We start from the raw sequence: 24,487 nt of genomic DNA, 5'->3' as shown, positions 1-24,487 counted from the left end.
AACTTAAGCAATGTTAATAAATACTAGGTGTTTAATTTCCACCAAAATCAAAAATTCATAACTTTGTTTCAATGCATATAGAAACTTACATAAGCGATTTACTCTACCGTTACGACTGCGTAACGATTCCGGAATTTGGGGCTTTTTTGACCAAACGTGTCTCCGCAAAGATTGATGAGAGAAACCATACCTTTTTTCCGCCTAAAAAGGTCATTTCATTTAATGAGCAATTACAACATAATGACGGTCTATTGGCTAGTTATATAGCTGATTCAGAAAAGATTCCTTATGAAGTTGCGGTTCAGAAAATCAGCAAACAGGTGAAGTCGATCAAATCGTTCTTATCTGAAGGTGAAACACTTAGTTTTAGCAACATTGGCGATTTGGTTTTAAACAGCGATGGTAAGATCGTTTTTGAGCCTTCTCAGAACAGCAATTACTTAACAGAAGCTTTCGGACTTACAGAGTTTAAATCTTCCAACGTCAATCGTGAAGTTTATAAACAACAGGTAGAATCTTTGGAAGACGTGATTCCAATTTCCATAACTCCTGAAAGCCGGGCTAGCTCAAAAACAAGACCTTATCTTAAATATGCTGCGGTAGCACTTATTGCATTAACCGTTGGTGGTTTTGCAGCATCAAGCTTTTACAATAATCAGATAGAAGCCCATAATCAAATGGCTCAAGAAGAAGCCAATGAACAATTGGATGTCAAGGTTCAAGAAGCTACGTTTGTCATTGAAAATCCATTACCTGCCGCAACTTTAAAAGTTGATAAACAACAAGGCAAATATCATATTATTGCGGGTGCTTTTAGAATTGAGGAAAACTCTGATAAGAAAGTTGAACAACTCCAGGAACTCGGATTCAAAGCCCGAAAAATTGGCGTCAACAAATACGGTCTACATGAAGTAGTCTATTCCAGCTATGAAAATAGCAACGATGCTCTAGCGGCTCTACGAGATATTCGACAGAACTACAATAAGGAGGCTTGGTTGTTGGTTAGGGAAATTCAATAAATTTACGATTTTTAAATTTCGACAGGCTCAATCTAAAATTTACGGGTGACGATTGGGTGCTTTCAAAAGGAGGTTTTCGTAGCTTTAATTATCTTTTCTGAATATAGGCGGTGTTGTATCTAGCATATACAAACAACACTACAACCCTCAACGACTAAACTGACCAAACTACGACCTCATTATTCGTGCATTCGTGGCAAAAAATCACAAATCCAACCTATCTTTGCACTTTCAATTCAAAAACACTAACAATGCAAGCCAAACATCCGAATGATTCCGTCTGTATAATGACCGATTTGGTCCTTCCCAGTGAAACCAATCCCCTAAATAATTTATTTGGCGGAGAATTGTTGGCACGTATGGATCGAGCGGCAAGTATTGCGGCAAGACGTCACAGCAGACGCATTGTCGTGACTGCTTCCGTAAATCACGTCGCGTTCAATAGAGTGATTCCCTTAGGTAGTGTTGTTACCGTTGAAGCTAAGGTTTCGAGAGCATTTAAAACCTCTATGGAAGTATATATTGATGTCTGGATTGAAGACCGCGAATCTGGAGTAAGATCCTTGGCCAATGAGGCTATTTACACCTTTGTTGCTGTGGATGAAACTGGGCGTCCAACCCCAATCGATAAAATTGTTCCTGAAACCGACTTGGAAAAAGAACGTTTTGAAGCGGCGCTAAGACGTAAACAGCTGAGTTTGGTATTGGCCGGAAAAATGAAGCCAAACGAAGCTACCGAGCTGAAGGCTCTGTTTCAGTAGGTAAAGAGCTAAAGATTAATCTATTGATGGAAAAGGCCAACAAAGAGGTCATACATTAATAATGGCATAGGTGACTTCCCTCAAAACGTCTAAAGCTTGTTTCTTATTAGATTACCTCACTATCCAAGCCGAAGGATCCTGAAATTTGGAATCTTTATAAATATGGAACCATAATAAACATTCGCCATTGGACGGATCTGTAAACACCTCCCCAATATCTTGATTGGTGGTGACCCTATCCCCTTTTACCACATATACTTTTGATAGGTTTTTATAGACCGTGATATAATTACCATGTTGGATCAAGACCCACGGATTTCCGGTTTTAGTCCCCTGAACGGCCAAGACCTCCCCATTAAATACCGCTCTAACCTTCGCGTTTTTGTCGGTTGCAATCCTGATACCGCTACTGTTGATTTCAACCGTATTATCAATTGAGGAGCGTTGTTTTCCATAGCGAACCTTGATGACTCCTGTACGCACCGGCCATGGGAGTTTACCTTTATTGGATTCAAATTTGGCTTCCAATGCTTTGGCTTCTGGAGTCAATGCGAATCCTCTGGAAGCCCTTTCAGATTTGCCTGCTTTTTTATTGGATGCCGCAATGGCCTCTCTAATCAGCCTTTCAATTTCCCGATCAATTCTATCCGCTTCCTGTTGTTTGGCTTTGATTTGTGAGGCGTATGTACTCATGTTTTTTCGTACGGAGGCCATGAGCTTTTCGTATTCTTTCACATCGGCTTCCAATCTTTGCTTGGCCAATCGGTTTTCTTCCACCAATTTATCCTTATCTCTTTTCTGCTGGAGTAAAGTGGTATTCAATTCTTGCAGCTTCTCCGTTTTACGTCTTATTTCTTCTCCTTGCTCCTTTTGATAGTCTGTATATTGTCTAATGTACTGAAGCCGCTTGTAAGCCTGCTTAAAATTCTCTGAGGAGAGTAAAAACATGACTCGGCTTTGTTCTGACTTACTTTTATAGGATTTAACCACCATAGCGGCATAATCTTCCTTCAAATATTTTAATTGGTCGCGCAAACTGCTTATTTGTTTTTGATTGGCATTGATTTCACGTGTCAATAAATTTGCTTGGTCATTGGTGACCTTAATCAGGTTCTTACGTACATTCACCTTATAATTTAAATCTTCAACCGTCGTAATAATAGATCTTTCTTCCTTTTTTTGAGAAGCGATCAGATTGTTAATTTGTTGAATTTCCTTTAGGATAGTTTGACGTTTTGCCTCCAATTCCTGTTGCTTTTTACTTTGTGCATTCATGGCGAACGTGCACAAGCTAAAAAGTAAGATCAAACGGAATATGTTAGGATGGTTACGCATTATTCAAGTTCAATTTCTTTATATCCTGACGGAATGTTGAATGGGAAACGGATCTCGCCATTTAGTTGTATAGATTTAAAATCGAGATCGATGATAATTTCATCATTTTTTTCCACTGCAATGATACGAATGTTTTCAGGAAAAATTTGCTTGCTCACCTCTTGATATTTCTTATAGTCTATCTGCAGCATTCTTTTTTCCAATGGCTGATATAACTGTTGGGAATCCAGTTTAAAAAATCCTGGGTTGATCAAAAAGAACAATTCAAACAAAGCCCGTTGGTCTTTGGGATGCAGTACGTAGGATTCGTCGTTGGCAGCTGTCACATACGTGTCTGCTTTCAAATCAAAAATAGGTTCGCCAAGCAAGATGTTCTGGATTTTCTCAAAGTCAATATCGGTGCCCAAAAGTCGGGTCAGTAGTGAAAAATCGCCATTAAAATATTGATTGTTGAGTTTATCGTAAAACTTGACACTGTCTTGGGTTATCATTACACGTGCAACACCTAGCGGTGCACTCATCCAGATGGCTTTATCCTTTTCCATCCGCAAGGTAACCGTAGTTCCATTTCCTGTGCTGCCTTCGGTATAATCAATACGCACCTTGGCTTGCAAAGTTTTAAACCGAACCTCCTGTTTAGTAGTCTCCCTGATTATTTGCTTTGCGGTCATTCCTTTCTCAATTACCGCACTGGACGTTAGGGTTTTGGTAGATCTACACCCCACACTTAAACCTAATATAAGTAGTAATACACTTAATTTGTAAATTCTCATTAATTTTGATTTGTTAAAGCGGCTGCCTTTTTTGCAAACGATTGCGATTTGGAATTATTATTGTCGAGTTTGTAGGCCAGACTGAGTTGCGTGTAAAAATCAGCTTCCATCTTCGGATCTTCAATAACATAATCCAATCCAGCTTCTAAGCTTCTAATGGCTTTCTTGGCTTGTTTCAAATTATTATGGGCTACACCATTGATCAAATACAAAATAGGTTGCGCTGGGAATAATTCTAAGGCCCGCTGACTTTTGGCAATAGCTTTTTCTTCCTGGTTTAAGTCAATTTGAAGTAATAACGCATCTTTTATGACTGAAAAGTTATTTGGCTCCAATTTTAAGGCATCCTCAAAATACATCAATGCCTTTGGTCTGTCATCAAGAGTTAGATAGTATTGGGCCAATTCTACCAAAGTCTGAAAACTCTTATTTTCATCAATCAGGGCCGTTACATCGACAAGATCCTTTTCGTAATCGGGGTTCTTAGACACAAAGTTGACAAAATCGTTGAGCACTTTGGTTTTGGCATCGGCATTAATTTCTGGAGCCGTTAAAACGATTTTCATGGACGCAATGGCCTTTTCTGTTTCATTTTTATCCAAATAAAACTTGTACAAAGCTAAATGCACCAGCTTCGATTCTGGATGGACTTCCAAAAGTTTTTGTGCGATTTCATAAGCCTTTTCAGTTTCTCCAGTTTCACTGTATCTATAAATAAGTGCCAAATAATTGGTTTCGTTTTCAGGATTTTGGTTGAGACGTCCTTCAAGATTCTCAATCCGGGCCCCATCCCGTCCGGTAAGTGTATAGATTTGGTCTCTCAAATAATCTCTATCTGCACTTATACCAAACTCCTTATCCAATTCATCCAACAGTTTTAAAGCGTCCTTATAATCTTTGTTTTTTATATATAATGATGCCAGATCCTGTCTGTAGTCAGGATGATATTTGACCAATTGTTTGACGGTTCTTATGGCTTTTTTGGTGTCACCTTGTTGATTATAAACTTCATAAAGCTCATCCAAATACCATTCGTTGTCAGGTTCTTTGGACACTGCCCTTTTTAAGGCATCCTCGGCAGCTCCAAAGTTTTTGAGTTTATTGTAATTTTTGCCCAGTTGATAATAGACCACAGCTTTATCATCCAATTTTCGACATTTTAAAAGCTCATCAATGGCGCGCTGATAATTTTCAATCCCTTGTTGTTTCAGAGCTTCAAAAAAATGCTCTTGGAATTGGTCTTCAACATTCCCAAGATCGTCAGTTGGCCTTTGATTGAAATCGACTTGACCATAAGTGATTTTAGGAATGATAAATATTCCGAACAGGATCATTAATATGTGGAATTTGTGTTTCATTTTGTTTTCTACTTCGCGAAAATTATCGGGCGCACTAATGTTTGGTGGGATTGTTTTTGATACTAATATTTGCGTTTTAACCCGAGATTAACTACGTTGAACCTAAAGGTTTCCTACTTTCCTGTCTGCCGACAGGCAGGCGCAGGAATTAGGATAGATCAGAATAATCCCCAATACTAATCGTTTTAAAATGACCATCATAATGCACATGATTACCAATCATTGCTTCGTCTAAATTAGCATTTTTTATGATGCTGTTTGTTTGTATCAAGCTATTTTTTATGGTGGCATCCGTTATGGTGCAATTGTTTCCAATGGACACATTAGGACCTACAGTGGCATTTTTTAAGACGACATTTTCTCCAATAAAACAGGGCTTAATAATCTTTGAGTTTTCTAAGCTTACCGAACCTGCCACCATCTGTTCTTCACCATCAGCTTGCAAAAACCCTAACATTCTGGTGTTTGTTTCCACGGTAACGGCTTTATTGCCACAGTCCATCCATTCTTCAACTTCGCCGGTTTTAAACACTTTGCCTTTAGCCATCATGCCCTTGATCCCATCATTGATTTGATATTCACCACCATGGACAATATTATTATCCAAAACAACTTGCAGCTCCTGTTTAAGAACGTTCACATCCTTAAAGTAGTATATTCCAATAACAGCTAAATCACTTACAAAGTCCTTAGGCTTTTCAACAAGCTCTACAATTTCTTTTTTGTCATTCAATTTGACCACACCATAAGCTTCTGGTTCATCCACCTGCTTCACCCAAATCACGGCATCAGCTTCAGGGTCCAAGTTAAAATCAGCTCTAATCAAGGTGTCTGCATAGGCAATTACTGCAGGTCCTGAAAGCGATTCCTTGGCGCACATAATGGCGTGTCCTGTTCCCAAAGGTTGATCTTGTCGATAGATGGATGCCTTGGCACCCAGTTCTGTGGCCAATTCCGATAAACTTTTAACCACATCATTTCCAAAAAAGGCCGGATCACCAAGAATAAAGGCAATCTCATCAATAGGTTGATTTAAAACTTTGGCAATATCTTTCACTAAACGATGGACAATAGGTTGACCCGCTACCGGTATTAATGGTTTTGGAACTGTCAATGTGTGTGGGCGCAAACGTGAACCACGTCCTGCCATGGGAACTATTATTTTCATATGTAACTACCTGCGAAGGCAGGTATCTATTTTGGTTAAACTTATTTTCTAAATTTATTGTAATTCAAATTCCAATTATTACCTTTTATTGTTATCCGTATAAAAAGCTGCAATATCGATACCTCGTCTTCTTCAACATGAGATTAGCTACGCTGAACCTAAAGGTTTCCTGCGCCTTCCTGTCTGCCGACAGGCAGGCGCAGGAATTTAGGCTACGCCAGTACTCCCAAACCCACCTTCTCCTCTATCCGTTTCAGAAAGCGCTTCAACAGCAACCCATTCTGCGCGTTCGTGTTTGGCAATGACCAATTGTGCAATACGTTCGCCATTGACAATTTCAAAATCTTCATTGGAAAGGTTGATCAAGATCACCCCTATCTCACCTCTGTAATCGGCATCAATGGTTCCTGGTGCATTCAAAACGGTAATCCCTTTTTTTGCTGCAAGTCCGCTGCGAGGTCTTACCTGTGCTTCAACACCAATGGGAAGTTCAATAAACAAACCTGTGCCTACGATGCTTCTTTCTAACGGTTTTAAAATTCTTGATTCTGATAAATTAGCCCGTAAATCCATTCCTGCTGATGCTATGGTTTCATAGTTGGGCAAGGCGTGATTGGATTTGTTGATGATTTTTATTTTCATGTTTGATTTATTTTTTTTGCCACGTCCTGATAGCTATCGGGATCATGAGGTTTATTAATTTAATCCTGTCAGAATCGTATGGTGTTGTTTTTCTTTAAACTATTACTACAGTACATGTAATGGTTTAACACAAATTATCTGTTTTTTATAAGTTGTTTAATTTGATTCTTTTCGAGCATCACTACCAAAAACAGGAATAAGGTCAGTAAGCTGACTCCTATGACATAATTTTCTCGATACACATAAAACGAAATTACCGAAAATGCAGAGGATACCAAGAGGTAGAGTCCCATTTTTTTCAAATTATACGGGATTGGATAGTATTTTTGTCCGTAATAGTAAGACGCTGCCATCATACTTGCATAAGCTACCAGGGTAGCAATTGCTGAACCTCTGTATTCCATAATCGGGATCAACCAAAAGTTAAGTGCCAAGGTAATTACCGCTCCAAAAACAGAAATATAGGCTCCAAATTTCGTTCTGTCCGTCACTTTATACCATACCGAAAGATTGTGGTAAATGCCCAAACAAAGGTTGGCAATTAAAATTAAAGGTACAATCCACATAGCCTCCCAATAGTCCTCACTTCTTACGATATAGGGTTTTAAAATATCAGCGAATACAACTATAGAAAGTAACATTACGGATCCAAATGCAACAAAAAACTCTAAAATCTTTGCATAATTCTTTTGTGGATTCTCAGTGTTGGCATGACTGAAAAAATAAGGCTCTATACCCAAGCGATAAGCTGTGGCAAATAAGGTCATAAACACCGCTAATTTGTAACAGGCAGAGTACATCCCTATCTTGGTATCGGCAATATCTTCAGGCAATAAATAATCCAACAGGATACGGTCAAAGGTCTCATTAACCGAAAACGCAATCCCCGCAATCAATACTGGAATGGCGTACCGCATCATCTTTTTAAAGAGTCTAGAATCAAATCGGTATTTAATCTGAAAGTAAAAGCTGAACATCAATACCAAAGTGACCGCGCTGGCTACTAAATTGGAGATAAAAATATAGTTGATCTCAAAATCAGGAACGTACATCGATTTGAGCACTGCACTATGATCTGCCCATTTTTTTAAATAGAGCAGGAAGAAAATATTGAGCCCCAAATTGATGGCAACACTTACAATTCTCAAAATAGCAAACCGCATGGATTTGCCTTTGGCGCGTAACCAAGCAAATGGAATGACCACCAAGGCATCCAACAATAAAATCCAAATGACCAATGAAATGTATTCTTCTTTGATATCAGTCAGGACCGAAATATGCGATTTGAACAGATAGGCTAACACAAAAAAGCCCAGCGACGATACGATCAAAGAAATTGCCGAAGTCCCGACCACTTTATCCTGATCTTCTTCCTTATTGAAGTAGCGAAAAAAAGCCGTTTCCATGCCATAGGAAAGAATGACATTGAAAATTACAAACCATGAAAAGATAATGGAAACTTTTCCGTATTCACCAACAGATGAAAGCACCCCTTTTGTAGTATACAAAGGCACCAACAGAAAACTCAACATTCTCGGTAAAACAGTTGCTAAACCGTAGATAAAAGTCTGCTTAAAAAGGGTTTTAAATCCGCTCAAGGTGGTTTTTAATTTGAGGTCAAAAGTAGGGAATCCCTAAGAGTTAACCAATTCTGAGAGGAAGTGTCCCCTAAAATTTTGTCACTTGAAATACTCTAGGCTTCCGGCTTATGGCTTCAGACCATATCATTAAGATTTTTCCTTGATGTTTTCAATCTTGAAATACCTCGTATCACCCTTGAATTTATAACTCACGATACATTCAGTATCCTCAATTTTGAATGGAATTTTCTGTGGAACATTAGGCAGTTTATTCGCCATTTCAACCAACGGATTACTGCTCATGATAATATCGTCGTTTGATTTTTTAAAATTTTTAAACACGCCCACATATAGGATATTAGAGTCTTCAGATTTTCTATCCAATTTTACGATTTGATTTCTAAAATACACAGAGTCCAAAAGCATGTCTTTATTTTCTTGGGAATGCATAGGAATGTATAGATTGTACCCAGAATCGCCTGAGCCATCCTCCGATGTCCAGGATTCAACATAAGCTTCTCCAATAATTGAAGGTGCATTTTTATCCATTTTTTTTGCCTCTGAACATTTAGACGCGCTTATTGACATCATGATGATTGTTGAGAAAAGATATAAGGTTTTCATATAGCATAGTTATTAATTCAGAAAAGATTACAAAAAACATTCCACAAAATAAAATAGGCTCCATTTGAGTGATATTTTAAACCAGAAAGAATCTTTAGAATTGTAAATGTCGCTCATTTAAAACAAAATAGGTCCGCTTGATGCCAATAAAAAACCTTTAGATTTCCAAAACATCAATTTCTCCCCGCCGCTTGTTCTCTCTGTAATTGTTGCATGAGGGCAGCACTTTCAACCGTTTTTCCCTGTCCTTCATAAATTAGTGCCAATAAATAGCGGTACTCCGCGTTTTGAGGTTCAGTATTTAGGGCTGTCTTAATGGCTTTTTCTGCCTTGTTCCATTCCTTATTTTGGTAGTAAAAGGTTGCTATATTATAGCTGGCACGCGTATTTGTAGGGTCTAATGCTACTGCCTTATTTAAATCGGAGATGGCCAAAGCCTCTTTTTTCACTTCAAAATTGAGTAAGCCCCTTAGATAATATGCTCTACTCGAATTTGGGTCTTTTTTTATAAATGTATTCAAAGTATTAAAAGCTGCTTCTGTATCCCCGTTCATACTGTAGGCAGTGGCCAGATTTGGATAAATTGGCAGTAGTAAACTATCCATTTTTAAGCCCGCTTGATACTGTTTGATGGCACCTGCGATATCATTGTTTTGAATTAAATAATCGCCTAAACTCAATCTTCCTGTAGAGAAGTCTGCATTAGTGTAAAGCATGGTCCGCAATTCGTCCTGCGCTTTGCCCAGGGCATATTGATCCAGGTTTTGAAGTTGTTCCTTGGGAATGCCATTCAGCAATTGTGCTGCGGCGATACGCACCAACCGGGAAGTGTCCTTAATGTGTTCTGCGGCAATGGAAACGCGTTCCGCAGGATTTACCAAGTTAAACTTCATCAATGCATTATGACGTACCAAAGGAGAAGTGTCTTTCAAGGTGTTTAATATTGGCTCAAATTGCTCAATCCTTGTCATGTTCATGTTGTCAATTACCGTAGCGCGTGCAATAGCTGGATATTTTAGATTGGTAATATAATCGTCCAGCATTTTTCGCTCTACTGCAGTCATTCCTCTTTTGGTGCTTAGCAACAAACCATCAGAAAAATGTTCTCCTCTTTGGTTACCGTACCATTCTTCAACTTGCTTCGCTGCCCAAGCGTCGCTTTTGTCCATATGGCAGCCAATGCAGGCGTTTGGAGTGCCATAAACCACGCTTTGGTCTGGTCTTGGAACTCGGAAACTATGATCTCTTCTAAAGTCGATGCCCATATAGGTTTCTCCTGTCATATGACAACTTACACATTGTGAGCTTTCGGCACCAAGGGCATGGAAATGATGAGAGGGTTCATTATACCTTGGCTCATGGCACTGCATGCAGAGATTATTACCCTGTTTTTTAAGCTTTAAAGTATGTGGGTTGTGGCAATCGGTACATTTGACATCGTTATGGAACATCTTGCTTTGCACAAAGGAGCCGTACACATAAACTTCGTTTTTTATCTGTCCATCGCCATGGTAGTTGACAGTATCAAGTACTTGCAGCAGATATTGATCGTCAAAATACTCTCCAGGCACATAATTTTCAGTCAATTTAGTACGTCGAGAATGGCAGGTTGCACACATATTGAGTTGGTCAAATTGTAAGTTTCCCTTTAGAATATAAGCGTTTGCAATAGTTATCTTATCGGCGCTGTTATTTGCCCAAAAAATATGTTTCTCCGCAGGTCCATGACAGCTTTCACAGCTTACATTTATGGAAGAATAGGTAGTTTTGAACGAATCGTCCTGATGGTTATAATTCTTTTTTAAATTGGTAGAGTGGCACTCCGCACACATGGTATTCCAATTTTGGGAGCTTTCGGTCCAATGCAACCAATCGTGCGGATCCATTTTATTCCCAGCATATTGGTGGTACCATTTTTTATCGACTGCATCCCAAGTTACTCTAAGCACCTGTTTTTTACCGTTTTCAAAATCTACCAAATACTGCTGCAGCGGATGTATCCCAAAGGTATAACCAATAGTGTATTCCTTTTCAGAGCCATCAATTTCCTTTATCCGAACCGTAAAATCAGAGTTCTTTTTGGAGAAAAAATAAGAAACTCCATCAAGGGTGATTCGCACATCGTTAAAATTACCTAAAACGGTAGAATCATTTGCAATTTGCATGGCAAGGTCGTGGTCGGACCTTTTCCATTCTTGATAAGCTGTTTTGTGGCATTGAATACATTGTGGATCCCCCACATAACCATCGACATGTACCGATTTGAAATCTGCAATATCTGTGTAGGCATCTGTCCCGCTGTTATTCTTGCACGCAGAGAGGATGAGCATAAAAAAAAGGAAATAGAAATAGGTTCGCATATCCGGAACAATTGACTTTTACACCTCTAAGATAGAATTTAATTGTAATCCTGTAATGGCTACTGGCTATAATTCAAAAAAACTTAAAGCAGCACAATCGTTCAGTAAGGAAGAATTTTTGCATTGCAACACTTGTGCCTCAATAATTAAATAACTGGTTTGAAGGCTGTTCTTTAATCGATTTGGGAATAGAACTCAATGTGCCATCGCTTTCATCTCCTTATCTAAAATTTGAGCAACCGCCTGTTTGTATTTTATAGGATTGGTAGCTTTTTTAATGGCTTTGTATGCTTTTTGGGGATTTGAGGTGGACTGGGAAAAGTACTCCCAAAAACCTAACATCTTCAATTTTATGGGTGTTGGCCCAGACAAATAGGCGTCGTATTGCTGATAAATGGTATCGTGAAATTCTGAAAAAATAGCCCATCGGTTTTTGGGATATTCCGTCGTGTTATTTTTGATCATGCTGGGTAAAAAAGGATCGGCAATCAATCCACGCCCAATCATAAAATGATCGAGGGATGGAAAGCGTTCTTCAACAGCTTTAAAAGCAGAAATACTGGTGATATCGCCGTTATAGTACAAGGTGTGCTTGGTACTGCCGATGCATTTTTCGAAAGCACCCAAATCTACAGGGCCTTTGTAGAGTTGCTTTCCTATTCTGGCGTGAATAGCAATATTTTTAAGCGGATAGTTATCCAAAATAGGAAAAACCTCTAAAATTTCTTCAGCATTCTCGTAGCCCATTCTCATTTTCATGGACACCAAGATGTCAGTTTCGTTGTGGGCTCTATGTAAAATCTCATCAATTTTAGAAGGATTGCAGATCAATCCAGAACCCATCCCGGATTTAGCAACCATAGGATATGGGCAACCCAAATTCCAATTCAATTCTTTATAGCCCAAACTTTGCACGTATTTGGCCACATAGATGAACTCGTTGGCATCATTGGTAATGATTTGCGGAATGATCTCTAAGCTGGTGTTGTCTTCTGGTAAGATGTCGTTTTCATAGGACTGCTTGATCTTCAGTTTTCCATTCAGCCTGATGTATGGCGAATAGAAAGTATCAATCCCTCCAAAGAAATGATTGAAAGCATTGCGAAATCTGAAATCTGTAAAACCCTGTAAAGGGGATGAAAGGAGAGTGAGAGCCATCTTATTGTTTAGTACGGCAAAGATAGAACAATTGGAGGTGGGTTTTTCTCCCAAAACATACCTTTCGGCATTCAGGTGCACGAATTGTTTTTATACTCTATGCAATGATGAAAGACCTGACAGGTTTTAAAAACCTGTCAGGTCTGAAAAGTTCACAATGATAGATCCATGGACGAGACGCCAACACCTGCGGCGTTCAAATTTCAGGGTGCATACTTTTAATTAAGTGTATTCAATTAAACCCTGCTTTAATGCGTATTTTTGCCCCCTATCATATTTACAGGTAACTATGCAACATTATAAAGACACACCAAAAGACAAGAACAGATCACAGCCAAAAGTCACTATGGTACAGGCCTTCAAAACGATCATTTGGCCGCGGCGAAATTTAGTTTTTATTGGTTTAATCCTGATTGTTCTTCGAAGTTTGTCGGGTTTGGTTTTACCTTGGCAGAGCAAGGTGTTGCTTGATGAGGTGGTACCAAATAAGGATATGTCCCAACTCTATACTCTAATCGTCATCGTCATAAGTGCCATTACAATTCAGGCGACGACCTCTTTTTTGTTGACCAGAATATTAAGCGTACAAGCCCAATATTTAATCAGTGAATTGAGATCTCAAGTACAGAAAAAAGTGCTGTCATTACCGATCAGCTTTTTTGACAATTCCAAATCCGGCGCCTTGGTATCCAGAATCATGACGGATGTTGAAGGTGTTAGAAATTTGATAGGGACAGGCTTGGTGCAATTGGTAGGCGGTTCTTTTACAGCAATTGTCTCCTTAATCATTTTAATAAAATTAAATGCCTGGATGACACTTTTTGTGTTTGTTCCACTATCTATATTTGGTTTTATAGCCTTAAAAGCCTTTAAATATATTCGTCCAATTTTTAGAACCCGAGGTAAAATCAATGCGGAAGTTACTGGTCGTTTAACAGAAACATTGGCAGGCGTTCGAGTGATTAAAGCCTTTAATGCCGAGGAACAAGAAAATAGTGTTTTCGAAAAAGGAGTCGAGCGGTTATACCAAAATGTAAAGAAGAGCTTAACGGCAACCGCTCTAATGACGAGTTCTTCAACATTTTTGATTGGAGTAGCCACCACGGGCATTATGGGGATGGGTGGTTATTATATGATGATTGGTGAAATGACCACAGGGGACTTTTTGTTCTTCACTTTAATCCTTGGATTTATGATCGCTCCCATAGTTCAAATGAGCAATATCGGGAGTCAATTAACTGAGGCCTTGGCTGGTTTGGATAGAACTGAAGAACTCATGAATATGACGGCTGAAGAAGAAAACCAAAACAGAACTATCGCATTGAATACTCTAAAAGGCGACATTGAGTTCACTGATGTGTCATTCTCTTATGAAGAAGGCAAACAAATTTTGCACAACATTAACTTTAAAGCGCCAGCTGGTTCTGTAACTGCTTTGGTGGGCAGTTCAGGTTCTGGAAAATCGACTATTGCTGGGCTTTCGGCAACGTTTTTAACCCCGAAAATAGGGAAGGTTACTATTGATCATCAAGATTTATCGCAAGTCAAATTAAGCAGCTACCGTCAATATTTAGGCGTGGTGTTGCAAGATGAGTTTTTGTTTGAAGGGACTATTCGTGAAAACATCCTATTCCCAAGGCCAAATGCTACGGAAGAAGAATTACAGAATGCGGTTAACGCCGCTTATGTCAACGAATTTACCGACCGATTTGATGAAGGTTTGGATACTTTAATTGGAGAAAGAGGCGTGAAACTTTCTGGCGGACAACGCCAACGTTTAGCGATTGCCCGTGCTATTTTAGCCAACCCGAAAATCATCATTTTAGACGAAGCCACGTCAAGTTTAGACACTCAAAGTGAAGCGTTAATTCAGAAGAGTTTGGCTGAATTGATTAAAGACCGAACGACTATTGTTATTGCGCATCGCTTAAGTACGATTAGAAAAGCCGATCAAATCTTGGTCATTGAAGCTGGGCATATCGTAGAACGTGGTACCCACGATCAATTGATTTCCAAAGAAGGACGGTATTATGAATTATATACTTATCAGGCGAAAATTTAAGAGTGTAGAAGGTGTTTTTTAAAGAGGTCGCAAGGGGGATGCTCGCAAGCGAGGGATACCCCCGCTCCCGCGCAATTGCATCGCGTGGCACGCCAATTTCTTGACTCCGATGCCCAAACACCTATCTTTAACACATGAGCCGTAACTATAAATTCCATAATCCTGAAGGTTTATATTTTGTGAACTTCGCCGTTGTGGCATGGCTCCATGTTTTTACCCGAATTGAATACAAAGAAATTTTATTGCAAAGCCTTACATTTTGCCAGAAAGAGAAAGGGATGGAGATAATTGCGTGGTGCATTATGACCAATCATATGCACTTAGTTTTTAGAAGTATAAAAGGTCAGCATCCCGCACTACTTTTAGGAGATTTTAAACGCTTTACAAGTAAAGCACTAGTGAAGGCCATTCAGCAAAATTCAATAGAGAGTCGCAAGGAGTTTCTTTTGGCGCAATTTGAAAAAGCTGGGGCAAAAGCATCCAATGTGAAAAGGTTTCAATTTTGGAGACACGACAATAAGCCTATTGAGTTATGGAGCAATGCGGTTATTTGGGAAAAAATAAAGTATATACACCAGAATCCAGTGGTGGCCGGATTGGTCTATAGAGCTTAAGATTATGCTTATAGCAGTGCCGCAGATTATGCTGACGAAAAAGGATTATTGGACGATATTGTTGTTTTTCGTTATTATGGTTGACACTGGAAGGCGATACAATCGCGCACCAGCGAGGGATCATCATTTTAGACGAAGCCACGTCAAGTTTAGACACCCAAAGTGAAGCGTTAATTCAGAAAAGTTTAGCTGAATTGATTAAAGACCGAACGACTATTGTTATTGCGCATCGCTTAAGTACGATCAGAAAAGCCGATCAAATTTTGGTCATTGAAGCTGGGCATATCGTAGAACGTGGCACCCACGATCAATTGATTTCCAAAGAAGGACGGTATTATGAATTATATACTTATCAGGCGAAGATTTAAAGTATAAAAATGCTTGGGAAATCATGAAAAACCTAACAGTCCCGGTAGTTATCGGGATGAAAGCTGTTAGGTCTGATGGCTTCAATACTAATGATTCCCACTCGCGAGAGCGTCCCGATCGTGCTTTTACTAATCCACTATATTTAAAGTAAATTGCATCAAACACCATCATTGCAACGGCAATGCCTCCACTATTTTGGGACTCTTCTTTTAGTCTGTTTGGGAATTTTTAATTTGTTTCAAACTGCGCAACTCCTTTTGAATCTGTTTTCCTATAAAAAATATCATGATGATCAGAATAACTATTGCTGAGACTATAATATAGGTGTAAAACCCTTTTGACAAGCTTTCTTTGAAAGAAGGCAACAATATGATAAACCCTATTGCATAAAGCGTAAGAATAATGGGTGTGGCTATATAATGCGTGTTCAATCTTTTTTTATAGTAGCTGATCATATGGGTTCTAAAAGCTACGGCATTCTTTGTGAAATCCATACGCTTAAGATCTTTAATACTGAAATATTCAATCATTATCCTTACAATTAAAGAGCCAATCATTAAGGACAGTCCTAAGGTCACAATGAGGTTTGAATAGGCGTTGATATAAAAGAAAAAGCCTATCAACACCATGGTTGTGGTCAAAAGAACGCCATTGGTAATACGTTGTTTATTTTGAATAGCATTTATTTTTTGCATGATAATCTTAGAACCATCATGAGGTATTTTGGGTTGTGGTTGTTCTTCCCACTGCGATTTCAAATCTTCGAATGTTTTCATTTTTTAACACATTGAGTTAATTCATTTTTTATTCTGTGGACTCTTACTCTAATGGCTTCATGGCTTAGTCCCATTATCTCGGCAATCTCCTTTTGGGGCAAACCTTCCAATTCCAATAAAATAATGGTTTTATTGTGGGTATTCAATTTCCCGATACACTGATACAATTGCTGTAACTGGAATTCTTTTGAAACAGAAGCGCTGTCTTCAGATGCCTCCAAATGTTTTAGATGATCAGTAATTGGCACTGTTTTTTTCTTGCGTAATTCAAGAAGACAGGTATTTACTGCAATTTTGTATATCCATGTCGAGACCTTGGCATCATTTCGGAACGACTGCCTATTTTGCCAGCACTTGATAAAGATTTCCTGTGCCAAATCTTTTGACAATGCATCATCGCCATTGGTGTAACCTAAGCAAAGTCGGAACACCTTTGGATAATTGGTCCTGTAAATCTCTTCAAACGCTTTCTCTTGTGTTGTCATTGGTTATTGAAGTGCTTGAGAGATGTTCGTTAAAAGCCAGTCCGGTTGATCGTACATGATGAAATGGGCAGCATCAGCAGCATATTTAATGGTATAGCCTTTCAGGTTTTTGTACTGTTCTTCATAAATGGTCTTGACGGATGTCTCGCCATAAGGTTGGGTTGCTGCTAAAATGGTTACCGGAACCGTAATGTTTGCGACAGCTTCCCTTAGATCTAATTTAAGCAAATCAGTATATCCGTAAACATAGGTTTCACGATCGGTTTGCAAAATCCATTTTTTAATTTGTTCATGTTTGTTCTTATTCAATACCATTCCGGAGGCCATTTGGCTTGCCATAATCCCAAATTGGGCATCATCCATAGTTAGTAAATTTTGATTGAAGGGATTGTCATAAACCATGGTTTCACTATCAAAATTAGGGATCATTAATGCACCTGTCGAAGGTAATGCATCTACAACAATGATCTTTTTAAAATCAAAGAGGTCATCAGAAGCCAGCCAGAGGCCCAAGGTGCCGCCCAGACTATGACCCACAATGGTCGCATTTTGCAATTGGTTTTCTGAGATGTATTGGGAGATGCCTTCTTTAATCTTTGGCAACCATGGCCTTTCTATGGCTGGTACAGTTCCAAATCCAGCGAAGGTAAAGACATGACAGGTGTTGGATTTTGATAACTCAGCAACCACATCTTCCCAAACCTCTCCGGGGCATGTAAATCCAGGAAAGAATAGAATGGGATCACCTGTTCCAACAATACTGACTTCGAATGCTTTGTTTTGGCCAGATGCTGAGAAAATGACGAGACTGATAATCGCCAATACATAGTTTTTAATTGTTTTCATGACGTATATTTAATTGATTTTACCTTTAGACACAAAATCATTAAAATGTTACATGAAAAGTTTTTGGGCCGAAAAAAGGTTTTGATGTAGGTGAATTTGAGCTGAACGCTCAATTCTGTGGCGGTAATGGAAGAAAAAAAGCCTCACTTTTGGAAAGTAAGGCTTTTAAATTACGAGGTTCCTGCCTGCGCAGGAATCCGTGTGTTTAATTATTTAGCGCTTCCGCCCCACCAACAATTTCTAAAATTTCATTAGTAATGGCAGCTTGACGTGCTTTGTTATAAGTTAATTTCAATTGATCTCTCAATTCTGTGGCGTTATCTGTTGCTTTATGCATCGCAGTCATACGAGCGCCGTGTTCTGAAGCGAAAGAGTCTCTAAGAGCTTTATAAAGCTGTGTCTTTAAAGATTTTGGGATTAATTCCTTGACAATTTCTGCTTTTGAAGGCTCAAAAATATAATCGGTGTCCACTTCTTCAGCACCTTTCATCGGAACTATCGGCAAAAACTGCTCGCTCATGATCTCTTGAGTCGCCGCATTCTTAAACTTATTGTATACCAAAATTATTTTATCCGTTCTATGGGTCAAGAAATGATCCATCAGCAAATCGGCAATTTCAGCAACATTGTCAAAAGTTAAATCGTCATAAATATCGCTTTTGTTGGCAATTACTCGATTGCCTTTCTTGAAAGCATCACTGGTTTTTTTCCCTATTGCAAAAACAGAGACATTCTTACCTGCATACTCTTCTTTGATTAAACGATTGGTTTCCTTGATAATATTTGAATTGAATGCTCCGGCCAAACCTCTGTTGGACGTAATGGATACCAAAGTGACATTTTTGATCTCACGCTGTTCCGCAAATTCACTTCCCGAATCGGCATCTAAAGTTGCGCTTAAGGTTTGTAATAATTCCGTTAATTTATCAGAATACGGACGCATAGCAGTAATTGCATCTTGTGCTTTCTTCAGCTTAGCAGCAGATACCATTTTCATGGCACTAGTGATCTGCATAGTGGAAGACACCGATGTAATTCTGTTACGTATTTCTTTTAAGTTTGCCATTTTTTGTTAGTATTAAGTATTAAGATGTTAGTATTAAGACTAACAAAAAAATACTTTCTAATAGTTGACCTTATAAATGAGATCTAAAATTTTATCTCTCAATCTTCATACGCTGTACTTAATACTTGGTACTCTGTACTTAATACTTCGTTTTATTTACGAAACTTCGCCGATAATTCCTTAGCCACCGCTGCCAGTGTATCAGTAATCTCATCAGTTAGTTTTCCTGCCTTTAAAGCTGCCAATGTATCACTGTGCTTAGCTCTTAAGAACTCTAAATAATCGCGTTCAAATTCTCTTACTTTTTCAACAGGTACATCTCTCAATAAGTTTTTAGATCCTGCATAAATGATGGCAATCTGATCTTCAACTTTAAATGGATCGTTTTGAGCTTGTTTCAATATCTCAACGTTACGTCTACCTTTTTCAATCACATTTAAGGTCACTGCATCAAGATCAGAGCCAAACTTAGCGAACGCTTCCAATTCACGGAATTGCGCTTGATCTAATTTTAAGGTACCAGCTACTTTCTTCATAGACTTAATCTGGGCGTTACCACCAACACGAGATACCGAAATACCTACGTTAATTGCTGGACGAACACCAGAGTTAAACAAATCACCATCCAAGAAAATCTGTCCATCAGTAATTGAAATTACGTTGGTAGGAATATATGCCGATACGTCCCCTGCTTGTGTTTCAATAATTGGCAATGCCGTTAATGAACCACCACCTTTTACCATTGGTTTCAACACATCTGGCAAATCGTTCATTTCTTTAGCGATATCATCGTTGTCGATAATCTTAGCTGAACGCTCCAATAATCTTGAGTGAAGATAGAAAACGTCACCAGGATACGCCTCACGTCCCGGTGGACGACGTAACAATAATGAAATTTCACGGTAAGCTACTGCTTGCTTTGACAAATCATCAAAAACAATCAATGCTGGACGGCCAGTATCTCTAAAATACTCACCAATTGCAGCGCCAGCAAACGGTGCATACACTTGCATGGCAGCAGGATCGGATGCATTGGCCGCAACAATCGTTGTATACGCCATTGCTCCCTTTTCTTCTAAGGTTTTTGCAATCAAAGCAACTGTTGACGCTTTTTGTCCCACCGCTACATAGATACAATATACAGGTTGACCTGCATCATAAAATTCTTTCTGATTGATAATGGTGTCAATACAAACGGCTGTTTTACCGGTTTGACGGTCACCAATAACCAACTCACGTTGTCCTCTACCAACAGGAATCATGGCATCAATAGATTTGATACCCGTTTGTAATGGCTCAGTTACCGGTTCACGGTAAATAACCCCAGGAGCTTTGCGTTCTAATGGCATTTCATAAAGCGTTCCACCAATAGGACCTTTTCCATCAATCGGAGTTCCTAAAGTATCCACAACACGTCCAACGATTTCTTCACCCACTTTTAAGGAGGCAATGCGCTTTGTACGTTTTACGGTAGAACCTTCGCTGATACCTACTGCCGGTCCCAACAATACAACACCGACGTTATCTTCTTCAAGATTCAATACGATGCCTTCAAGACCATCTGCAAATTCAACCAATTCACCATATTGGACGTTTGCCAAGCCGTAAACACGGGCAATACCATCTCCAACAGTCAATACCGTTCCTACTTCGTCCAATGAAGCACTAGCTTCAAATCCTGACAATTGTTGCTTTAAGATTGCTGAAATTTCAGCTGGTTTTACTTCTGCCATTTTCTATTAGATATTAGAGGTTAGACGTTAGAGGGTAGCCCTCTATTTCCAACTCTTTAGTTTAATGTAAATTCTCTTTTTAACTTATTTAATTTGTTTGCAATACTTGCATCGTACTGAATATCTCCGACCCGTAAAATGAAACCTCCTAAAATGGATTCATCTACGATATTTACAATATCAGCTTCTTTGCCCGTAAGCTCTTTTACTTTGGCCAATACCTTCGCTTTAAGCGCATCAGTTAAGGCTACCGCCGAAGTCACTTTTGCAACTTGCTTGCCCTGACTTTCGTTATAAAGCTCTGTAAATTTTTGGGCAACCTCACCTAAGATGTCGATACGTTTATTTTCAATTAACGTATTAATCAACCCTGAACTTAACTTGTTTAGGTCTTTGAAAATTGCCAATAACGCCGACTTTTTTGTTGCTACAGGTATTACAGCACTTAAAAGCATGTCTTTTAATTCTGTACTGGCTTCTACAGCATTAGCAATGGATTTCATATCAGCATTGACAATCTCTGCCGACTTTTGGTCTTTAGCAAGATCTAAAACTGCTTTTGCATAACGAATTGCTGTTCTTGTTTGTGCCATATTACTCCCTGCGAAGGCAGGGATCTTATTTAATTATACTTAATCTCTTAATTCAATTTTGCATCACCTAACATGGACTCGACCAATTCCAATTGTCTGCCTTTGTTGGATAACTCTTCACGAACCACTTTTTCAGCAATCTCAATAGATAAACTTGCCACGTGATTTTTAAGCTCAGCCATAGCCGATCTTTTTTCGTTCTCAATAGCTTCTTGAGCCTGAGTGATCATTTTAGTCGCCTGTTCTTGGGCTTCTTCTTTGGCATCACTGACCATCTTATTTTTGATCTCACGTGCATCTTTCAACATAGCTTCACGCTCAGCACGTGCTTCATTAAGGATACGTTCGTTATCTGCCTTAAGATTTTCCATCTCCAATCGCGCCTTATCAGCGGCTTCCAATGCATTTTTAATGCCATTTTCACGTTCATCTATTGCTCCTAAAATTGGCTTCCATGCAAACTTTTTTAACACGATAAGAAGAAATAAAAAAGTGATGATCGACCAAAAAACAAGTCCTAACCCTGGTGTAATTAAATCCATCTATAAAATAGGTTTTAGTTTTAATAATTTAAATTTTAAAATACAGAGGCAACCAACCGTTACCTCTGTATCTTGTAATCCTAATTAAACGATTAACGACGCAACAACACCAAAAAGTGCTACTGCCTCTACGAAAGCTGCTAAGATAAGCGCTGAAGTCTGAAGTTTTCCTTGGATTTCCGGTTGACGAGCCATAGCGTTCATAGCTGACTCACCGATTTTTCCAATTCCCATTCCAGCTCCAATAACTGCGATACCAGCTCCGATTGCTGCAATTCCTGTAATAGTCATAATATAAAATTTAAATTAATTAATGATTGTCTTCTTCCGCTGTTGCCGATCCGATATAGAGAGCGGACAACACGGTAAATATATATGCTTGAATTGCAGTAACTACAATTTCTATGATTAAAATGAACAATGAAAACCCTACAGATACCGGTGCAATAAATACACTCTTAAATATAAAGATTAGGGACATCAAGGATAAGATGATGATATGCCCAGCCGTAATGTTCGCAAATAAACGAATTGTCAACGAGAACGGCTTTACAAACATCCCAATGATCTCAATTGGCGCTAGGAATATTTTCATAGGCACTGGAACTCCAGGCATCCAAAAAATATGTTTCCAATAGTTTTTGTTACCACTGAACATGGTAATGAAAAATGTAAACAATGCCAAAGACAATGTAAAGGCAATATTACCACTCACATTGGCACCGTTTAAAACAGGTATCAATCCGAAGATATTGTTGATCCAGATAAAGAAAAATACGCTCAATAAAAATGGCATGAACTTGCGGTATTTGTTTTCACCAATCATCGGAATGGCCACCTCATCTCTGATAAAAATCACAAGCGGCTCCATAAAGGAAGCAATGCCACTTGGCACGAATTTGTTCGCCTTTTTATATTTACGGGCCGAAGTGATAAATATGATAAACAACAACAGCATGGTTACCCACATCATAAATACGTTTCGGGTAATGGAGAAATCTAAAGGCAGGACGGCGTTTGTAGGATGGTCCTCCTCATCAAAAGTTAGAGTATCCACGCCAGCGTTCAATTGGTAAATCTTTTCATGGTATTTCACAAAGCGATCTCCGTTCTTCTCAACTATTTGCGTCCCTGAATCGTCGTGGTGAAACTCACTTGACATAAACGTCACCAGCCCGTTATCCGTATATAGGATGATTGGCAACGGAATACTTATGGGCTTATTATTCCATTCTACAATATGAAACTCATGGGCATCCTTAACGTGATGCATAATCATTTCCTTGGCATTGAACCCGTTGTCTTCACTATCGTTTTCTTGAACGGCAAAACCAGGATTGGCAATTGCTAAAGAAAAAACCAAAAACAATACGGCCCTTAAAGTGTTTAATGTCATTATGAATAGCTTAAAAATACCTTGCTGTAAATTCCGTGCAAATGTACGTACATTATGTTAAATGTCAAACACTTTTTTGTCAATATTAAACCCGAGGTTGTTATGAGGGTTTTTGAAGGAATTTTGTGATGGAATAAACCTCAAAGGCCAAGTAGATAAAATAAGGAATAAAAAAGTTGAAAATGTCGGGTTGTTTCTTCTCAAAATCCGATAGAATAATGGGTAAAAGAAACAAAATGGAAAGAAACATTTTTACGAATGTACTTCCCATAAAGAGTACGAAAATATCAGTTTTACCGGTTGAAAATTTATAATTTACTACCGTATACAGCAAGGTTGTGACTGAAAAATGGAACACATAAATCTGCCAGACTGGGAAAAACAGTTTTAGATCTGTTCCAAAATAAGTCAGCAAATAACTATGAATGCCATAGAGCACCAAGCTCATAACCGTGATAAGAAGTAAAAAATTAACTTGTCTTTTAAGAAAGGTTGGATTCATTAAATAAGGAAAAAAATTATTGGATATTATATTTAACTACAATCTTCCGCTCGCTTAACGGCTGATTGAAGTTAATTTTCGTCTTTTGAATTTGCAATAATACGTCTTATTACAAAAACCACCGCCACAATAGTGGAGGTTAAAGACAAAATAATGGTCCACAGATTATTTTCGTTACCATAATGGTCGTCAATCTTGACACCGATAAAGCTACCAATCCCGATAATAGCAAACATTTGTATGGCTATACTTGAATATTTGGCGTAGCTATTAAGCGGGTTGTCCTTTTTCGGCTGGTTTGGCATTGGGTTGTGGTGCTTTTTGATTGCTAGTATTGCCAAGTTCCTTAAGGGTTCCTTTCATGAGACAGGTGGCATTAAACGCAGCTCCAGGTTCAACGGCCAACTTGCTCACTTCCACTTCGCCCTCAACGATGGCGGAGGCTTTTAGCGACAAAGTATCTGAAAGGATAAGCTTGCCTGAAAATTTACCTTCTATGTCGGCATTGGCACCCTTAAGTGTACCGTTGATAATGCCAGTTCTTCCAATCACCACTTTTCCTGGGGTTTTAACGTTGCCCTGTATGGTGCCTTCAATTCGAAAATCACCATCACTAATGATATCTCCTGTAATAGTCGTGCCTTTTGCAATAGTGTTTTGTTGGTTAACCGCTTCTGAGGTTGTTTTTCCTTTTTTTGGTTTTTCTGTAAACATAATTCTGTTGG

25 protein-coding genes and 1 pseudogene are annotated in these 24,487 nt (G+C 38.8%); 5 read left to right on the top strand and 21 right to left on the bottom strand.

The window, feature by feature from the left end; genetic code table 11:
* Window positions 1–71: 71 nt before the first annotated feature.
* Window positions 72–1,019, top strand: coding sequence for an HU domain-containing protein (locus G6N06_RS06145; protein ID WP_163515186.1), 948 nt, complete (start codon window positions 72–74; stop codon window positions 1,017–1,019).
* 251 nt (window positions 1,020–1,270) lie between these two features.
* Window positions 1,271–1,780 (top strand): acyl-CoA thioesterase, encoded by a 510-nt coding sequence (locus tag G6N06_RS06140; RefSeq protein ID WP_163515185.1) that lies wholly within the window; start codon window positions 1,271–1,273, stop codon window positions 1,778–1,780.
* A gap of 111 nt (window positions 1,781–1,891) precedes the next feature.
* Here the strand turns inward: G6N06_RS06140 and G6N06_RS06135 are convergent, their stop codons facing one another.
* The 9 genes from G6N06_RS06135 to G6N06_RS06095 all read right to left on the bottom strand — a co-directional run bounded on the left by G6N06_RS06135 (window position 1,892) and on the right by G6N06_RS06095 (window position 12,778).
* Window positions 1,892–3,115, bottom strand: coding sequence for a murein hydrolase activator EnvC family protein (locus tag G6N06_RS06135; RefSeq protein WP_163515184.1), 1,224 nt, complete (start codon window positions 3,113–3,115; stop codon window positions 1,892–1,894).
* Window positions 3,115–3,888: a lipoprotein insertase outer membrane protein LolB1 gene (lolB1, locus tag G6N06_RS06130; RefSeq protein WP_163515183.1), complete on the bottom strand. Its 774-nt coding sequence runs from the start codon at window positions 3,886–3,888 to the stop codon at window positions 3,115–3,117. Before lolB1 ends, G6N06_RS06135 begins: the two co-directional genes overlap by 1 nt.
* Window positions 3,888–5,246 (bottom strand): tetratricopeptide repeat protein, encoded by a 1,359-nt coding sequence (locus tag G6N06_RS06125; RefSeq protein WP_163515182.1) that lies wholly within the window; start codon window positions 5,244–5,246, stop codon window positions 3,888–3,890. The genes lolB1 and G6N06_RS06125 overlap by 1 nt, the downstream gene beginning before the upstream one ends.
* Window positions 5,247–5,394: 148 nt before the next feature.
* Entirely contained in the window at window positions 5,395–6,414 is a 1,020-nt protein-coding gene (locus G6N06_RS06120; protein ID WP_163515181.1) for a sugar phosphate nucleotidyltransferase, read from the bottom strand.
* A gap of 207 nt (window positions 6,415–6,621) precedes the next feature.
* Window positions 6,622–7,056, bottom strand: a complete 435-nt coding sequence (gene dut, locus G6N06_RS06115; protein WP_163515180.1) for a dUTP diphosphatase — start codon at window positions 7,054–7,056, stop codon at window positions 6,622–6,624.
* Window positions 7,057–7,190: 134 nt separating this feature from the next.
* Entirely contained in the window at window positions 7,191–8,654 is a 1,464-nt protein-coding gene (locus G6N06_RS06110; protein ID WP_163515179.1) for a lipopolysaccharide biosynthesis protein, read from the bottom strand.
* Window positions 8,655–8,783: 129 nt separating this feature from the next.
* Entirely contained in the window at window positions 8,784–9,260 is a 477-nt protein-coding gene (locus G6N06_RS06105; RefSeq protein ID WP_163515178.1) for a hypothetical protein, read from the bottom strand.
* A gap of 173 nt (window positions 9,261–9,433) precedes the next feature.
* Entirely contained in the window at window positions 9,434–11,620 is a 2,187-nt protein-coding gene (locus G6N06_RS06100; protein ID WP_163515177.1) for a tetratricopeptide repeat protein, read from the bottom strand.
* Window positions 11,621–11,815: 195 nt separating this feature from the next.
* Window positions 11,816–12,778 (bottom strand): tRNA dihydrouridine synthase, encoded by a 963-nt coding sequence (locus tag G6N06_RS06095; protein ID WP_163515176.1) that lies wholly within the window; start codon window positions 12,776–12,778, stop codon window positions 11,816–11,818.
* 289 nt (window positions 12,779–13,067) lie between these two features.
* Here G6N06_RS06095 and G6N06_RS06090 point away from each other — a divergent pair, with 289 nt between their 5' ends.
* From G6N06_RS06090 to G6N06_RS06080, 3 genes and pseudogenes are all read left to right on the top strand, one after another.
* Window positions 13,068–14,840, top strand: a complete 1,773-nt coding sequence (locus G6N06_RS06090; RefSeq protein ID WP_163515175.1) for an ABC transporter ATP-binding protein — start codon at window positions 13,068–13,070, stop codon at window positions 14,838–14,840.
* Window positions 14,841–14,974: 134 nt separating this feature from the next.
* Window positions 14,975–15,454 carry a transposase gene (locus tag G6N06_RS06085; protein ID WP_308469745.1) on the top strand — a complete coding sequence of 160 codons (480 nt, stop codon included), beginning with the start codon at window positions 14,975–14,977 and terminating at the stop codon, window positions 15,452–15,454.
* A 119-nt stretch (window positions 15,455–15,573) separates the two neighbouring features.
* Window positions 15,574–15,822: pseudogene (locus tag G6N06_RS06080) on the top strand (ABC transporter ATP-binding protein); the annotation flags it as partial.
* 210 nt (window positions 15,823–16,032) lie between these two features.
* Here the strand turns inward: G6N06_RS06080 and G6N06_RS06075 are convergent.
* From G6N06_RS06075 to G6N06_RS06020, 12 genes are all read right to left on the bottom strand, one after another.
* Window positions 16,033–16,599: a hypothetical protein gene (locus tag G6N06_RS06075; protein ID WP_163515174.1), complete on the bottom strand. Its 567-nt coding sequence runs from the start codon at window positions 16,597–16,599 to the stop codon at window positions 16,033–16,035.
* Window positions 16,596–17,084, bottom strand: a complete 489-nt coding sequence (locus G6N06_RS06070) for an RNA polymerase sigma factor (RefSeq protein WP_163515173.1) — start codon at window positions 17,082–17,084, stop codon at window positions 16,596–16,598. The genes G6N06_RS06075 and G6N06_RS06070 overlap by 4 nt, the downstream gene beginning before the upstream one ends.
* Window positions 17,085–17,087: 3 nt before the next feature.
* A complete protein-coding gene (locus G6N06_RS06065; protein WP_163515172.1) occupies window positions 17,088–17,930 on the bottom strand; it encodes an alpha/beta fold hydrolase in 843 nt (280 codons plus the stop codon).
* A 205-nt stretch (window positions 17,931–18,135) separates the two neighbouring features.
* Window positions 18,136–18,996, bottom strand: a complete 861-nt coding sequence (gene atpG / locus G6N06_RS06060) for an ATP synthase F1 subunit gamma (protein WP_163515171.1) — start codon at window positions 18,994–18,996, stop codon at window positions 18,136–18,138.
* A gap of 152 nt (window positions 18,997–19,148) precedes the next feature.
* Window positions 19,149–20,729: a F0F1 ATP synthase subunit alpha gene (atpA, locus tag G6N06_RS06055; protein ID WP_163515170.1), complete on the bottom strand. Its 1,581-nt coding sequence runs from the start codon at window positions 20,727–20,729 to the stop codon at window positions 19,149–19,151.
* Between the two features lie 56 nt (window positions 20,730–20,785).
* Window positions 20,786–21,322, bottom strand: a complete 537-nt coding sequence (gene atpH, locus G6N06_RS06050) for an ATP synthase F1 subunit delta (protein WP_163515169.1) — start codon at window positions 21,320–21,322, stop codon at window positions 20,786–20,788.
* 47 nt (window positions 21,323–21,369) lie between these two features.
* Window positions 21,370–21,864: a F0F1 ATP synthase subunit B gene (locus G6N06_RS06045; protein ID WP_163515168.1), complete on the bottom strand. Its 495-nt coding sequence runs from the start codon at window positions 21,862–21,864 to the stop codon at window positions 21,370–21,372.
* Between the two features lie 84 nt (window positions 21,865–21,948).
* Window positions 21,949–22,155: an ATP synthase F0 subunit C gene (gene atpE, locus G6N06_RS06040; RefSeq protein WP_027126213.1), complete on the bottom strand. Its 207-nt coding sequence runs from the start codon at window positions 22,153–22,155 to the stop codon at window positions 21,949–21,951.
* 19 nt (window positions 22,156–22,174) lie between these two features.
* A complete protein-coding gene (gene atpB / locus G6N06_RS06035; RefSeq protein ID WP_163515167.1) occupies window positions 22,175–23,260 on the bottom strand; it encodes a F0F1 ATP synthase subunit A in 1,086 nt (361 codons plus the stop codon).
* Window positions 23,261–23,360: 100 nt separating this feature from the next.
* Window positions 23,361–23,762 carry a hypothetical protein gene (locus tag G6N06_RS06030; RefSeq protein ID WP_163515166.1) on the bottom strand — a complete coding sequence of 134 codons (402 nt, stop codon included), beginning with the start codon at window positions 23,760–23,762 and terminating at the stop codon, window positions 23,361–23,363.
* Window positions 23,763–23,833: 71 nt separating this feature from the next.
* Window positions 23,834–24,067: an AtpZ/AtpI family protein gene (locus tag G6N06_RS06025; protein WP_163515165.1), complete on the bottom strand. Its 234-nt coding sequence runs from the start codon at window positions 24,065–24,067 to the stop codon at window positions 23,834–23,836.
* The gene (locus tag G6N06_RS06020; RefSeq protein ID WP_163515164.1) at window positions 24,033–24,476 is read right to left on the bottom strand and encodes a bactofilin family protein; all 444 of its coding nucleotides are present in this window, start codon (window positions 24,474–24,476) and stop codon (window positions 24,033–24,035) included. The genes G6N06_RS06025 and G6N06_RS06020 overlap by 35 nt, the downstream gene beginning before the upstream one ends.
* Between the last annotated feature and the right edge of the window lie 11 nt (window positions 24,477–24,487).

Origin of the sequence: Gelidibacter japonicus, assembly GCF_010725055.1 — a bacterium.
Taxonomy (GTDB): Bacteria; Bacteroidota; Bacteroidia; order Flavobacteriales; family Flavobacteriaceae; genus Gelidibacter; species Gelidibacter japonicus.
This window is presented reverse-complemented; position numbering and strand designations above follow the sequence as displayed.

Bases quoted from the DNA above. Each gene is read 5' to 3' on its own strand.
- G6N06_RS06075 (WP_163515174.1), bottom strand. From the start codon at position 16,599: ATGAAAACATTCGAAGATTTGAAATCGCAGTGGGAAGAACAACCACAA.
- G6N06_RS06065 (WP_163515172.1), bottom strand. From the start codon at position 17,930: ATGAAAACAATTAAAAACTATGTATTGGCGATTATCAGTCTCGTCATT.
- dut (WP_163515180.1), bottom strand. From the start codon at position 7,056: ATGAAAATAAAAATCATCAACAAATCCAATCACGCCTTGCCCAACTAT.
- atpG (WP_163515171.1), bottom strand. From the start codon at position 18,996: ATGGCAAACTTAAAAGAAATACGTAACAGAATTACATCGGTGTCTTCC.
- G6N06_RS06120 (WP_163515181.1), bottom strand. From the start codon at position 6,414: ATGAAAATAATAGTTCCCATGGCAGGACGTGGTTCACGTTTGCGCCCA.
- G6N06_RS06105 (WP_163515178.1), bottom strand. From the start codon at position 9,260: ATGAAAACCTTATATCTTTTCTCAACAATCATCATGATGTCAATAAGC.
- G6N06_RS06085 (WP_308469745.1), top strand. From the start codon at position 14,975: ATGAGCCGTAACTATAAATTCCATAATCCTGAAGGTTTATATTTTGTG.
- atpA (WP_163515170.1), bottom strand. From the start codon at position 20,729: ATGGCAGAAGTAAAACCAGCTGAAATTTCAGCAATCTTAAAGCAACAA.
- G6N06_RS06135 (WP_163515184.1), bottom strand. From the start codon at position 3,115: ATGCGTAACCATCCTAACATATTCCGTTTGATCTTACTTTTTAGCTTG.
- G6N06_RS06145 (WP_163515186.1), top strand. From the start codon at position 72: ATGCATATAGAAACTTACATAAGCGATTTACTCTACCGTTACGACTGC.
- G6N06_RS06070 (WP_163515173.1), bottom strand. From the start codon at position 17,084: ATGACAACACAAGAGAAAGCGTTTGAAGAGATTTACAGGACCAATTAT.
- atpH (WP_163515169.1), bottom strand. From the start codon at position 21,322: ATGGCACAAACAAGAACAGCAATTCGTTATGCAAAAGCAGTTTTAGAT.
- G6N06_RS06100 (WP_163515177.1), bottom strand. From the start codon at position 11,620: ATGCGAACCTATTTCTATTTCCTTTTTTTTATGCTCATCCTCTCTGCG.
- G6N06_RS06090 (WP_163515175.1), top strand. From the start codon at position 13,068: ATGCAACATTATAAAGACACACCAAAAGACAAGAACAGATCACAGCCA.
- atpB (WP_163515167.1), bottom strand. From the start codon at position 23,260: ATGACATTAAACACTTTAAGGGCCGTATTGTTTTTGGTTTTTTCTTTA.
- G6N06_RS06095 (WP_163515176.1), bottom strand. From the start codon at position 12,778: ATGGCTCTCACTCTCCTTTCATCCCCTTTACAGGGTTTTACAGATTTC.
- G6N06_RS06125 (WP_163515182.1), bottom strand. From the start codon at position 5,246: ATGAAACACAAATTCCACATATTAATGATCCTGTTCGGAATATTTATC.
- lolB1 (WP_163515183.1), bottom strand. From the start codon at position 3,888: ATGAGAATTTACAAATTAAGTGTATTACTACTTATATTAGGTTTAAGT.
- G6N06_RS06045 (WP_163515168.1), bottom strand. From the start codon at position 21,864: ATGGATTTAATTACACCAGGGTTAGGACTTGTTTTTTGGTCGATCATC.
- G6N06_RS06140 (WP_163515185.1), top strand. From the start codon at position 1,271: ATGCAAGCCAAACATCCGAATGATTCCGTCTGTATAATGACCGATTTG.
- G6N06_RS06030 (WP_163515166.1), bottom strand. From the start codon at position 23,762: ATGAATCCAACCTTTCTTAAAAGACAAGTTAATTTTTTACTTCTTATC.
- atpE (WP_027126213.1), bottom strand. From the start codon at position 22,155: ATGACTATTACAGGAATTGCAGCAATCGGAGCTGGTATCGCAGTTATT.
- G6N06_RS06020 (WP_163515164.1), bottom strand. From the start codon at position 24,476: ATGTTTACAGAAAAACCAAAAAAAGGAAAAACAACCTCAGAAGCGGTT.
- G6N06_RS06025 (WP_163515165.1), bottom strand. From the start codon at position 24,067: ATGCCAAACCAGCCGAAAAAGGACAACCCGCTTAATAGCTACGCCAAA.